The sequence below is a fragment of the Gordonia bronchialis DSM 43247 genome, assembly GCF_000024785.1.
GTDB classification, from domain to species: domain Bacteria; phylum Actinomycetota; class Actinomycetes; order Mycobacteriales; family Mycobacteriaceae; genus Gordonia; species Gordonia bronchialis.
The window spans coordinates 4,949,345-4,961,083 of the sequence record NC_013441.1 but is presented as its reverse complement, the minus strand read 5'-3'; the positions used below and the strand labels follow the sequence as shown (position 1 = coordinate 4,961,083).

12 protein-coding genes and 1 pseudogene are annotated in these 11,739 nt (G+C 65.9%); 7 read left to right on the top strand and 6 right to left on the bottom strand.

Going from position 1 to position 11,739, the window contains the following annotated elements:
• Window positions 1-105: 105 nt before the first annotated feature.
• On the bottom strand, window positions 106-1,386 hold the full coding sequence (locus GBRO_RS22965; protein WP_012836236.1) for a competence/damage-inducible protein A: 1,281 nt from the start codon (window positions 1,384-1,386) through the stop codon (window positions 106-108).
• A gap of 105 nt (window positions 1,387-1,491) precedes the next feature.
• Between GBRO_RS22965 and GBRO_RS22960 the strand changes: the two genes are divergently transcribed.
• From GBRO_RS22960 to GBRO_RS22955, 4 genes are all read left to right on the top strand, one after another.
• A complete protein-coding gene (locus tag GBRO_RS22960) occupies window positions 1,492-2,385 on the top strand; it encodes a hypothetical protein (RefSeq protein ID WP_227892813.1) in 894 nt (297 codons plus the stop codon).
• Window positions 2,382-2,606: a hypothetical protein gene (locus GBRO_RS27255; protein ID WP_227892812.1), complete on the top strand. Its 225-nt coding sequence runs from the start codon at window positions 2,382-2,384 to the stop codon at window positions 2,604-2,606. Before GBRO_RS22960 ends, GBRO_RS27255 begins: the two co-directional genes overlap by 4 nt.
• Window positions 2,607-2,673: 67 nt before the next feature.
• Window positions 2,674-3,024, top strand: a complete 351-nt coding sequence (locus GBRO_RS27250; protein ID WP_223372824.1) for a hypothetical protein — start codon at window positions 2,674-2,676, stop codon at window positions 3,022-3,024.
• Window positions 3,025-3,053: 29 nt separating this feature from the next.
• Window positions 3,054-4,037, top strand: coding sequence for a sulfotransferase family protein (locus GBRO_RS22955; RefSeq protein WP_231140544.1), 984 nt, complete (start codon window positions 3,054-3,056; stop codon window positions 4,035-4,037).
• Window positions 4,038-4,061: 24 nt separating this feature from the next.
• On the opposite strand, the pseudogene GBRO_RS27840 reads toward GBRO_RS22955, so the two are convergent.
• Window positions 4,062-4,496, bottom strand: a pseudogene (locus GBRO_RS27840) (YncE family protein); the annotation flags it as partial.
• Here GBRO_RS27840 and GBRO_RS22950 point away from each other — a divergent pair.
• Both GBRO_RS22950 and GBRO_RS22940 read left to right on the top strand, forming a co-directional pair.
• Complete coding sequence (locus GBRO_RS22950; protein ID WP_147290678.1) at window positions 4,450-4,662, top strand: hypothetical protein; 213 nt, start codon at window positions 4,450-4,452, stop codon at window positions 4,660-4,662. The pseudogene GBRO_RS27840 and the gene GBRO_RS22950 sit on opposite strands and share 47 nt — an antisense overlap.
• A gap of 82 nt (window positions 4,663-4,744) precedes the next feature.
• A protein-coding gene (locus GBRO_RS22940) for an IS3 family transposase (RefSeq protein ID WP_085950389.1) occupies window positions 4,745-6,015 on the top strand; the annotation gives its coding sequence in 2 pieces (ribosomal slippage) (window positions 4,745-5,021 and window positions 5,021-6,015; 1,272 coding nt in all).
• Here the strand turns inward: GBRO_RS22940 and GBRO_RS22935 are convergent.
• The 4 genes from GBRO_RS22935 to GBRO_RS22920 all read right to left on the bottom strand — a co-directional run bounded on the left by GBRO_RS22935 (window position 6,005) and on the right by GBRO_RS22920 (window position 10,365).
• Entirely contained in the window at window positions 6,005-6,526 is a 522-nt protein-coding gene (locus tag GBRO_RS22935) for a hypothetical protein (protein ID WP_012836233.1), read from the bottom strand. The genes GBRO_RS22940 and GBRO_RS22935 overlap by 11 nt on opposite strands.
• A 419-nt stretch (window positions 6,527-6,945) precedes the next feature.
• Window positions 6,946-8,646, bottom strand: a complete 1,701-nt coding sequence (locus GBRO_RS22930; protein ID WP_012836232.1) for an MDR family MFS transporter — start codon at window positions 8,644-8,646, stop codon at window positions 6,946-6,948.
• Window positions 8,647-8,887: 241 nt separating this feature from the next.
• Window positions 8,888-9,319 (bottom strand): MarR family winged helix-turn-helix transcriptional regulator, encoded by a 432-nt coding sequence (locus GBRO_RS22925; protein ID WP_012836231.1) that lies wholly within the window; start codon window positions 9,317-9,319, stop codon window positions 8,888-8,890.
• Window positions 9,320-9,393: 74 nt separating this feature from the next.
• Window positions 9,394-10,365 (bottom strand): LacI family DNA-binding transcriptional regulator, encoded by a 972-nt coding sequence (locus GBRO_RS22920; RefSeq protein WP_041920053.1) that lies wholly within the window; start codon window positions 10,363-10,365, stop codon window positions 9,394-9,396.
• A gap of 164 nt (window positions 10,366-10,529) precedes the next feature.
• Between GBRO_RS22920 and GBRO_RS22915 the strand changes: the two genes are divergently transcribed.
• A complete protein-coding gene (locus GBRO_RS22915) occupies window positions 10,530-11,723 on the top strand; it encodes a Gfo/Idh/MocA family protein (protein ID WP_012836229.1) in 1,194 nt (397 codons plus the stop codon).
• Window positions 11,724-11,739 lie beyond the last annotated feature (16 nt).

The following is an 11,739-nucleotide window of genomic DNA, read 5'->3' as shown; positions in this document are numbered from 1 at the left end:
GCCCAAATCCGTTGATCGTGCGCCCGAACGCGTTCAGTGGGTATTGCCGGGCGCGGGTCGGTGCACGGTGGACGTGTTCACCTGCACGATCAACGTCGGGGCGGGTCAGCTCAGGGCGTCGAGGAGGAGATGCAGCGCGGCCGTGGTCGCGAGTGCCCGCACGGTCGTCCGGTCGCCGGGGAATCGGCGAGTGAATGTCGCGGTCGGCCGGCCTGCGACAGCGATCCCGAAACAGACCGTGCCAACCGGCTTTTCCGGACTTCCACCGTCAGGTCCGGCGATTCCGGTGGTCGAGACCGCGGTGTCGGTGTCGAGTCGACGGAGTGCGCCGTCGGCCATTGCGGCGGCCACCGGCTCGCTGACGGCGCCGTGCTCGGCGATCATCTCCGCCGGGACGTCGAGTAACCCGGTCTTCACGTCATTGGCGTAGGAGACCACCCCGCCCATCACATACGCCGAGGATCCGGCCCGGTCGGTGAGGCGGGCCGCGACGAGACCGCCGGTGCAGGACTCGGCGGTCGCGATCCGACGGCCGGTCAGCGCGCCGGCGACGAGATCGCCGAGCGTCGAGCCATCGGTCGAGAAGATCTGGCGGCCATGAGCGGCCCGCAGGACATCGGACAGCTCGGAGTACGCGGGCTGCGCAGCGGTCTCGAACCGGGTGACGATCTCCACCTCACCGCCACGCATGCACGTGGTGATCTCCAGGTCGTCGAAGACGTCGACGCTGTTCTGGGCGTCGCGCAGGGTGGCGGCGAGCTCGGCCTCGCGCAGGCCATAGGCGCGGATGGTCTCCTGCCGATAATCGCCGCGCCCGGACAGGGCGTCGACGACGGCGGGGAAGGCGAGGGCGTCGCGCCACATGCCCTGTAGTTCGCGTGGCGGCCCGGGCAGGATCAGGATCGCCGGGACCCGGCCGTCGCGTGCACCGGCCCCGATCGCGACGCCCGGCGCGGTACCCACCGGTGGAATGGGTTGCGCACCTTCGGGTACCAGGGCCTGCTTGTGGATTCCGGCGCGTGTCGCGGCCTCATCGGACACCGCACCCGACCGCTTCTGCCAGTCGCGGACGCGCTCACCGATACGGGCCTCGAGCGCGGGATCGGCGTGCAGAGCGAGGCCGGCGAAATCGGCGACCACCGCGACGGTGAGGTCGTCGGCGGTCGGACCGAGACCCCCGGTCGTGACGATGAGGTCCACACCCTGCGCGGTGAGAAAATCGAGCTGGGCGGTCAGGTCGTCGGGCCGGTCGCCGCAGATGGTGATGTGTGCGACGTCGACGCCGAGTTCGAGCAGCCGGGCCGAAACCCACGGCCCGTTCTTATCGGTGATCCGGCCGGACAACACCTCGGTACCGGTGACGATGATTCCCGCGCGCGCACTCACAGCGTCGAGGGTAGTCCCCGCGTCCGGCGTGGCGTGATGGGCGAACCCCGGACAACGGCGCGTGATCTCACCGATCATGGAAGACGTGCCAGGGAAGGGCGGACGATGAACGGACGAACGATTGCGGTGTCGGCGCTGGGGCAGTTCAAGCGCGCGCGGGTGGCCTACCTCAAGCTGCGAGGCCAGACCCCGGACAGCGTCGCCGAACAGCGCGTGGCCAGCGGGCAGGCGTGGGAAGAGTTCTGCGACACGCTCAAATCGGCGGGGGCCGCCATGGTCTTCCCCGGTACGCCGACCGATCCGCTCACCCAGGCCGAGGGCTACCGCTACCTGAGCCGGCTGACCAGGGCCGGCCTCGAGGCGTTTGTGGAATGCGCCGATCCGCACGCACCGGTCCTGCGTCGGATGGTGCACGAGACGGTGAAGCTGGGGTCCGACAACCCGGACAACTACTACATGAACGCCAACATCGACGGCACCCTCGAGTACCGCATCTCCGGAACACGCGGCACCGTGGATTACCTCGGCTTCGGCACCCAGGAGGGCAACTACGGCGAGGGCGGTCAGATGCCGACCACCGGATACGTGGAGGCGGACGATCTCGAGATCGCACCCGACGGCACCTTCGAGCTAATCCTCAGTGCCACCGAGCATCCCGGCAACTGGCTGCCGATGACACCGGAGACGGGGCTGGTGATCGTCCGGCAGACCTTCGCCGATCGCACCACCGAGGTGCCCGCGGACCTACACATCGAGGTGCTCGGCGGGAATGCGGCGCCGAAACCGCTGACCGCTGCACCCTGGACGCGGGCCTCGGGCGGGCGAGCCTGTTGGTGGCCGGCGCGTCGATGCTCTTCGCAAAGTGGGCCAGAGACTTTCAGCAGCACACCAACGAGTTGCCGATGTTCGATCCGGAACGTTCCACCAAGGCCGGTGGCGATCCGAACATCATCTACTACCAGAGCTATTGGCGGCTCGGTCCCGACGAGGCGCTCGTGATCGACAGCGAGATACCCGAATGTGACGGCTGGAACTTTCAGCTCGACAATCACTGGCTCGAGTCGCTCGACTACCGCTACCACACCGTCCACGTCAACAAGCACACCGCGCGGTATCGGCCAGACGGCTCGGTCCGGATCGTCGTCGCTCACCGCGACCCGGGACTGCCCAACTGGATCGAGACCACCGGGCATGACTGTGGCGCAATGTCATTCCGGTGAGTCGGGCGCAGGACCATCCACAGCCACGTACCCGGGTGGTGCGATTCGACGAACTCGCGGATCTGGAATGACAAGTGCGGAAAACGGATTCGTCCCGTATCGGAGACGTGCCGTCGCGCTGACCAATCGGGTGGGTGCGACGTTGTCGCAGCGCGGGATCGCCCCCGACCTGAGCGCGGACCGGCTACGACGCGGCGCCGTCCGAGCCACCGGTCTACCGTGGGCCGCAGATCTGCAGACCGACGAGGCGCTGGAGGTGCTGTGTGGTTCCATCATCGACGAGGCGAATCTCAGTACCTTTGGTGCACTGGTCATCCGGGCGCGAATGCACGCATCCTGTCGACGCGTCTGCGCGTCGGCCAGCTCCTCCATGATCATCCAGAGATCACCGATCTGCCGATCGAACCGCCGATCGTGATCGCCGGACTGCAGCGCAGCGGTACGACCATGTTGCACAGGCTCATCGCCGCCGACCCCGACATGCGATCGGTGGGGTCGTGGGAGGTCCTGCACCTCCTCCCGAAACACCTCGAACGGGCCGGCAAGCCAACGCTGCGTATCGCGCAGACCAGAATGGCCGAACTCGCGCTGCGATACTTGAACCCACAGTTCTTCGCCATCCACGCCGTCGAGGCGGACGGCCCGGAGGAAGATGTTCTGCTGCAGGAGTATTCGTTGCTGTCGCAGGTTCCCGAGGCGATGCTGAGCGTTCCGTCGTACGCGGACTGGCTGAGCAGGCAGGATATGCACGGATCGTACGCTTATCTGAAGACGCTGCTGCAGATCTTGCAGTCGCAGAATCCGCGCCGCCTCTGGGTTTTGAAAACACCAGCGCACCTCGAACATCTGGATACCTTGCTCGACGTGTTCCCCGGCGCCGTCATCGTGCAAACTCATCGCGATCCGCTGCGCACCACGGCGTCGTTCTCCAGCATGCTCGCACACGGGCACTCGATGTTCTCCGATCACGTCGACGCACCGGCGGTGGCCCGGCATTGGCTGAAACGCAATGCCGACATGGTGAATCGTGCGCTCGACGTTCGTGCTGCTCGGCCCGACGTCTTTGTCGATGTGCGCTACGAGGACCTCGTCGAAGACCCGCTGAGCCAGGTCGAACAAATCTATGCGGCAGCAGGTTTCGATCTGACCGACGACAGTCCCGTCGCGGCTGAGCGCGAGCGCATCCGGGACGGCAGTGACCTCGTACTCGGCAATCTCATTGGTCTGCGTGTCGATGGCGTACACGGTGTTCGACGCCCGGCTGCCCACATAGACGCATCGGCCGTCGGGACTGATGACCGGCACCGTCGACGGTCGTGGGACCGAGTAGAAGTCGACGATGGTGTTGGATTCGGTGTCGATTGCGACGACGCCCTCCATGTCGGAGTCGACCACGTACAGTTGGTCGCCCGTCGGGCTCAGCACCAGTGAACTGGGAGCGAAAACAATGATGTTCTGTGTCACCGTCGCGGTCCCGGCGTCGATCACCGACACCGTGTTGTCGTCCTCGTTGGCAACGTAAACGGTGGAACCGTCCGGGCTCACCGCCACCGATACCGGTCGTGTACCCACCGGGATGGTGGTGACAACCGAATTGGTGCTCGTGTCGATCACCGAGACCGTGTTGTCGTTGTAGTTGGTGGCGTAGACGCGCGAGCCGTCCGGGCTGATTGCCACGGCGGTGGGATTGCTGGCCACGGCGATCTGCTGCGTCACTGTGTGGGTGGTGGTGTCGACCAACAGGACGGTGTTGGAGTCGTTGCCGCTGGCGATGTAGAGGTATCGACCGTCAGGCGACGACGCCATCCCCTGGGACTTGGCCGGATCGTAACTGGAGTCGAGGTTGCCGAGCCCTACCGACCAGGAACTCGGAGCTGTGCTGCCGGTGATGGTGGACGACGCCGTGGGTGCCTGGTTGTGGGCGGTGATGGGGACGGTGATGGTGGTGGTGTTGCCGGTTTGTGTTGTGGCGCTGTGGGTGTGGGCGTCGGTGGCGGTGATGGTGAAGGTGTCTGTGGTGGGCAGGGTGGGGTCGGCGGCGAGTTGGTGGGCGTAGTCGGGGTTGGGGGTGTAGGTGTAGGTGATCCGTCCCGGTGTTTCCGGAGGGTTCGTCTCAAGGGAGAATGAAACCTATGGCAGTGGCAGGATCGAAGCGATACTCGGATGAGTTGAAGCGCGACGCGGTGGACATGGTCGAGCAGTTGGTGGCTCAGGGGTCCACCGAGTGGGCGGCGATGGGCAAGACTGCGGATTTGCTCGGAGTCGGCTCGGCGGAGACGGTTCGCCAGTGGGTGCGCAAGGCGCCGTCGGGCGCCGCCAGCGCGCCAGCCAAGGCCGATAGCGAGGAGATTCGACGACTCAAGCGCGAGGTGGCCGAGCTCAAACGAGCGAACGGGATCCTGAAGGCGGCGTCGGCTTTCTTCGCGGCCGAGATCGACCGGCCACACCGCTAATTGTGGAGTTCATCCGCACTCACCAGGGACACCAGGTGGGTGCGGATGGCCTTGTCTGGGGCGTCGATTCGATGTGCGCCGTGCTCTGCGAGCATGGTATCCACATCGCCCCGTCCACTTACTATGATCACATCAACCGCGGGCCGAGCGCCCGCATGTTCGCCGATGCGCAGGTCATCGATGCGATCTTCGCTTTGCGCCGGAAGCGACCGCTGATGCGGGTTCTGGGTTCACGCAAGACATGGATAGTATTGCGCAGCAGTGGTATTGATGTTGCTCGATGCACTGTTGAACGAGTGATGCGGGAGATGGGATGGCATGGCGCGAGTAAGAAGAAGCGAGTGCGTACGACCATCCCTGATGCGGCAGCGTCGCGGCCGGCGGATCTGGTCGACAGACAGTTCTATGCTGCGGCACCAAATCGGTTGTGGGTAGCCGATTTTACCTACTGCCGCACCAAGTCGGGGTGGGCGTACACGGCGTTCGTCATCGATGTGTTCGCCCGCAAGATTGTCGGCTGGAAAGTGGCCTCGGAAATGACAGTGAACCTGGTTACCGATGCCATCAACAACGCGATAGACAACCGAAAGCGTTGCGGTGTAGTTGATTTAACGAGACTCATACACCATTCAGACGCGGGATCGCAGTACACAGCGATTGTGTTCGGGCAGCGGTTGGCCGAGGAAGGCATCGCGGCTTCTATTGGCAGCGTTGGGGATAGCTACGACAACGCGCTCGCGGAGTCGGTGAACTCTGACTACAAGAACGAACTCGTCGACAACCAGCCGCGATTTCACGGCGCGACCGAACTGTCACTGGGCACGGCCGAATGGGTGGCGTTCTACAACCGTGAACGCCCACACAGTTACTGCGACGACCTCACCCCCGACCACGCTGAGCGACTCCATTACGATCACATGCGCACCCTCAATCCGGAGGGGGCACTCACAACCTGAGCTCTCCGGAAAAGCCGGGGTGGATCAGTTCGACGGTGCTCTCGGGTGTGGGCGTGGTCTCGGTCGTCGTGCTCTCGTTGGTTGCGGTCGATTCGGCACCCGCTGAACCGTCTGTGGCTGATTCGTTGGTTGCCGACTCATCTGTGCCGGAATTGTTGTCGGCATCGACCGGGCCGGAGTTGTCGGTGCCGGTGTCGTCGGTGCTGGAATCGTTGCCGCTGGAGTTGTCATCGCTGGAGTTGTCGGAGGACGAGTCGGTGGTGCTGCCAGCTGTCGAATCGTCGGAACCGGCATCGTTGTCAGAGCCGTTCGAGCCGGAGTCACTCGATCCGGAGTGGTCTGAATCGCTGGAACTGCTTGAGCTGCTGGACCTGTCGGAGCTGTTGGAACTGTCGGAGCCGCTGGGGTCGGCGTAGGCGATGCCGGGGTAGGCGCCGAACCAGAGTGCGGCGCTGGCGCCGAGGGCTGCGGCGAGTGCTTTGATCCGGTGGGTGGTGGCGTGTGTGTGCATCGCTGGACCTCGGCGTCGGGGGTGGTGACTTTGACGCTATGGGTGACGCCGGTAGTGGCTCTAGCCCCGTCTTTTCGGGGCATCGTTCGGAGGGCTAACGGAATGTGGGTGTCGCAGTCGGGGTGCGGTGGATCTGGTGGCGTGTGCGGTGGGGTCGTCCTCGGTGATCTCCGTGGGCATGTTGCCGTCGGTGGGGTGCGGGGGTGACCGTTGTGGACGTGATCGTTGGGGTGGCTTCGGGTGGGTGGGTGGTTGCGGACTTTGTTGTCTTGCTTGTGGTTTCGACGCGCCTCTCGCCTAGCGGCTCGAGTCGGCTCAACCAGCAGTGTGGGCGGCTCGTGGCGGCTCAACCAGCAGTGAGGGCGGCTCGTGGCGGCTCAACCAGCATGGGGGCTTGTGGTGTTGTCTGGGACGGTCGGTCAGTCTTTCCGGTGACGGCCGTCGTCGGCAAGTACCGTCTCGCCGGCCACGATCTCGTCGAATTCGGCGTCGAGATCAGAGGTGGTGGTCGAGGGGAGTGCGCGGTCGGCGGCCTCCTCGTCGGCCCGCTCCTCCAGGGCGCTGCGGGTCTTGAGTGCGACCTCCTTGATGAACAGGATCGCGACCAGGCTCAGCGCGGCCATGACGGCTGCCACCAGGAAGATCCGTGCCGTTCCGTCGCCGTAGGCGCCGCGCACGATGTCGGCGATGGGGCCGGGGAGTTCGTTGAGATTCGACAGCCCCGCACCGGAACCACCGGTCTCCGCGGTGATCCCGACGGCCTGCAGTCCCGACGCGATCAGGTCGGTCACGTGGTTGGAGAGCACCGCACCCAGCACCGAGACACCTGCCGCGCCACCGAGGGAGCGGAAGAACGTGACCGTCGAGGTCGCCGCACCCAGGTTGTCGGGGGAGACGTTGTTCTGCACCGCGAGCACCAGGTTCTGCATCGTCATACCCATGCCGACACCGAGGACGAATAGGTAGCAGCCCAGCAGCACCATGTTGGTGTCCGCGTCGATGGTCGACAGCAATCCGAAGCCGACGGTCATGGCGGTCGCACCGGCCACCAGGAATCCCTTCCACCGGCCGTACCGGGTGATCAGCGAGCCGGAGACGGTTGCCGAGAGCATCGACCCGATGATCATCGGCAGGGTCAGCAGACCGGCCGCGGTCGGCGAATAGCCGCGGGCGATCTGGAAGTACTGACCCAGGAACACCGCGCCTCCGAACAGCGCGACACCGACGGCGATGCTCGCCACGGTGGCCAGCGCCGTGGTCCGATCCCGGAACAGGCGCAACGGGATGATCGGATCGGCGACCCGGGATTCGACGACCAGCGCGACGACCAGCAGGATCACACCGAGGGCCACCAGACCGAACGACATCGCCGAGGTCCAGTCGAAGTTCTTGCCCGCCAGGGTCACCCAGATGAGCAGCGTGCTCACGCCGGCAGCGATCAGCACGGCGCCGAGGTAGTCGATGTGCACGCCGGCCTTACGCACCACGGGAAGGTTCAGCGTGCGCTGGATGACGAGCAGCGCGATGACGGCCAGCGGGACACACACGTAGAAGGTCCAGCGCCACCCCAGCCACGACGTGTCGACGATGACGCCACCGATCAGCGGTCCGGCGACAGTCGCCAGGGACATCACCGCGGCGATGGGCCCCTGGTAGCGCCCGCGCTCACGTGGGCTGAACATCGAGGCGATCACGATGACGACCAGCGCCTGCAGACCACCCAGACCCAGACCCTGGATGACGCGGAAACCGATCAGCATGCCCACGGACTGGGAGATCCCGGCCAGAATCGACCCGAGAGTGAACAATGCCAGCGACAGCTGGACCAGCAGCTTCTTGCTGATCAGGTCGGAGAGCTTGCCCCAGATCGGGGTGGTGGCGGTCGAGGCCAGCAGCGTGGCAGTGACCACCCAGGTGTACTGGTCCTGCGTGCCGTGCAGGTCGGTGATGATCGTCGGCAACGCGTTGGACACGATCGTCGAGGACAAGAAGGCGACGAACATGCCGAGCAGGAGGCCGACGAGGGCCTCGATGCGTTGCCGATGCGTCATCGGCGTCCCGGCGTCGGCAGGATTCCCGGCTGCCGAGCTCGGGTTGGTGGCACTCGTAGGTGCACTCATGGACAAACCTCCAGGTCTTCGCGGAGCAGCGCGCCACGAAACGAGGCGTGCAGTACGGGGTTACGACGTGCCGGGAGCAAGCGGCCGTCAGGCTGTCGCGTCGAGACGGACGCGACTACTAGTTGATGAACGCAACTATAACCATGATGGTTGCAACTCGCAACTATATCCGTGTATTCCGTCCGCCCGCCCGCACCGGGGTGGTGTCCGTCACGACCCGATGCCGGAACTGGGGCCGACCTCAGTCCGACGCGTCGGAGAGCCGGCGCAGCAGCGTGGTCAGGGTGCGGATGTCCTCCGGGTCCCACTGGGACAGCCGGGTGCGCCAGTCGGCGACGGCGGCGGCTACCACGGCGTCGACGCGGCGACGGCCGTCGGCCGTGAGGGAGACCCGCCGCGCGCGGGCGTCGGCGGGGTCGGGATGGCGTTCGACGAGATCGACCCGCACCAACGCGTCGATCTGCCGGGTGACGGTGGATTTGTCCAGCGCCAGTCTCGTGACGAGCTCGGACATGCCCAGTGAATCGTTGCGGTACAGCACGGTGAGCAGCGGATAACAGGACGGATCGAGACGGGGGTCGATGGCGTGAGTGCGATCCCGGGTCCGGATTCGGCCGCGGCGCCAGAAATCGGCGAGCTCGGTTTCGAGTTCGGTGATCGGATCGGAGCCCACCCTGTTGTCCCTTCGTATCGGCCGCCGACTCCGGCCGCGTGCCCCACAGGGTAGCGATCGGGTAGCGCGGCAGTTCAGGACGGCGGGCCGGTGGTGGTTCGCACCACGAGTTCGGGGACCAGCGTGGAGGACATGCGTTCGGTGCGGCCACCGTCGAGGCGGCTGACGACGTCGGCGATGGCACGATCGGCTTGTGCGCGGGGTTGCTGACTGACGGTGGTGAGGTCGACATTGGCCAGTCGGGCGAGAGTGCTGTCGTCGTAGCCGGTGACCGAGACATCGGCGGGCACCCCGACACCTGCTCGTCGGAGGGTGTCGAGGACGCCGACCGCGATCCGGTCGTTGGCACACACCACGGCGGTCGGTAGCGTCCCGGAGCGGATCTCGTGCGCGGCGCGGATGCCGGCCTCCTCGGTGAAATCGCCACCCTCCACGACAGTGCCGTCGAGTCCGTGGCGTCGGATGGCCCGCAGGAATCCGGTGCGCCGATCCGCCGCGATGGTGCCCGCGCCACCGGCCACATGGGTGATCCCGCGGTGGCCGAGCCCGACGAGATGGTCCACGACCAGCGCGATCCCCTTGGCGTCGTTGGTACGGATCACGTCCACCGACGGCGACGATATCCGGCGACCGATGACGACGGTGGGGACACGCTCGCCGAGTGCCGCGATGGTACGGGAGTCCAGTTCTGATCCGACGAGAAGCATTGCTTCACAACGAAAGTCGAGAAGAGTTTCGGCGACCCGGGATTCGCCGTGGCTGGGCGTGACCGCACCCACCACGATCTCGTACCCGGCGAGATCTGCTGCGGCAACGAGATATTCGGCTATCTCGGCGTGAAAATTGTTGCTGATCTGGACCACCACCCCGATCAGGTGTGACCGGCGGGCGGTCATGAGTGCGGCGGTGCGGTTCATCCGATAGCCGAGCTCGTCGGCGGCCTGTTCGACCTGCCGTCGGGTCTCCTCGCCGACGCCGGGGGCCTTGCGGAAGACCAGGGACACGGTCGCCTTGGACACTCCGACCCGGTCCGCGACGTCTTGCATCGTCGGGCGACGTGCAGCCTTGGTCACTGGTCTCCTTCGGTTGGGGGTTGACAGCGCCGTGTGGGCTGCCTCATAGTCATCACATCGTACACAACTAGACCGGTTTAGTAGACCGGGCTAGCAACCCCGTGGCAGCGGACGGAAACCAAGAGAGCGAGAGTGAAGTGACCACTGAAACCGCCAAGCGCGACTCGATCGGTGTCGCCGTGATCGGTGGCGGGATGGCCGGCCGCGCGCATGCGGCCGGATATCGCACCGCCGGAACGTTGTTCGGTCTTGAGCACCCCGATGTCCGGCTCGTCGCCATCGCCGACGCCAATCCCGCCGTCGCCGACGACAACGTCCGCCGCTACGGCTATGAGCGCGCCGAATACGACTGGCGGGCGATCGCCGAGGCCGACGACATCGATGCCGTGAGTGTCGTGGTGGCCAACCATCTGCACCGCGAGATGGTCGAGGGACTGCTCGCCGCCGGCAAACATGTGCTGTGCGAGAAGCCGCTCGCCGGGTCTCTCGCCGACGCCGAGGCAATGCTGGAGGCCGCCTGCGCTGCCGACCAGGTGGCTGCGGTCGGGTACACCTACCGCCGGGCTCCTGCCGTCGAGCAGATCCGACGGGAACTCGCCGCGGGCAGCGTGGGCGACCTGGTCCATTTCAACGGGCACTACTGGTGTGACTACGCGCTGGACCCGACCTCGCCGATCACCTGGCGCTATCAGGGCGGGCCGGGCACCGGTGCCCTGGCCGACGTCGGTAGCCATCTGATCGACCTCGCCGAGTTCGTCTGCGGACCCATCGCCGAGATCTCCGGTGCGCGCTTCCACACGGTGATCACCGAACGCCCCATCCCGATCGGAACCACCTACGGCCACACCAAGGGCGCGGTCAGCGACCAGAAGGCGCCTGTGGAGAACGAGGACATCGCGACCTTCACCGCCACCTTCGCCGGCGGTGCCGCGGCCACTTTCTCCGCGTCACGCGTCGCGCACAGCCTGCCGGACGGACTCGGGTTCGAGTTGTTCGGCACCGGCGGGTCGGCGTCGTGGGAACTCGCCCGCATCGCCGAGTTCCAGCTGGCCACCGATGACGTCCGGGCCGACCTCAACGGTCCCCGGCGGATCACCATCGGGCCCGACCATCCCTACATCCGCGGCGGACTGCCGATGGACGCCGGCGGCGTCGGCCACGGCAAGGCCGAGCTGTTCGCCTATCAGGCGCGCGCCTTCCTCGACCAGATCGCGGGCATCGACGTGCTCGGCCCGCTCCCCGGCTTCGACACCGGACTGCACAGCATGCGTGTGGTCGCCGCGATCGCTGAATCCGCTGCCGGTGGCGGTGCCACCGTCAAGGTCCTCTGAATCATCGGTCCCTGAA

What these genes read in the sequence shown, in the direction of transcription:
- GBRO_RS22930 (WP_012836232.1), bottom strand. Translation starts at nt 8,646, where the DNA reads ATGAGTGCACCTACGAGTGCCACCAACCCGAGCTCGGCAGCCGGGAAT.
- GBRO_RS22960 (WP_227892813.1), top strand. Translation starts at nt 1,492, where the DNA reads ATGAACGGACGAACGATTGCGGTGTCGGCGCTGGGGCAGTTCAAGCGC.
- GBRO_RS22955 (WP_231140544.1), top strand. Translation starts at nt 3,054, where the DNA reads ATGTTGCACAGGCTCATCGCCGCCGACCCCGACATGCGATCGGTGGGG.
- GBRO_RS22935 (WP_012836233.1), bottom strand. Translation starts at nt 6,526, where the DNA reads ATGCACACACACGCCACCACCCACCGGATCAAAGCACTCGCCGCAGCC.
- GBRO_RS22920 (WP_041920053.1), bottom strand. Translation starts at nt 10,365, where the DNA reads ATGCAAGACGTCGCGGACCGGGTCGGAGTGTCCAAGGCGACCGTGTCC.
- GBRO_RS27250 (WP_223372824.1), top strand. Translation starts at nt 2,674, where the DNA reads ATGACAAGTGCGGAAAACGGATTCGTCCCGTATCGGAGACGTGCCGTC.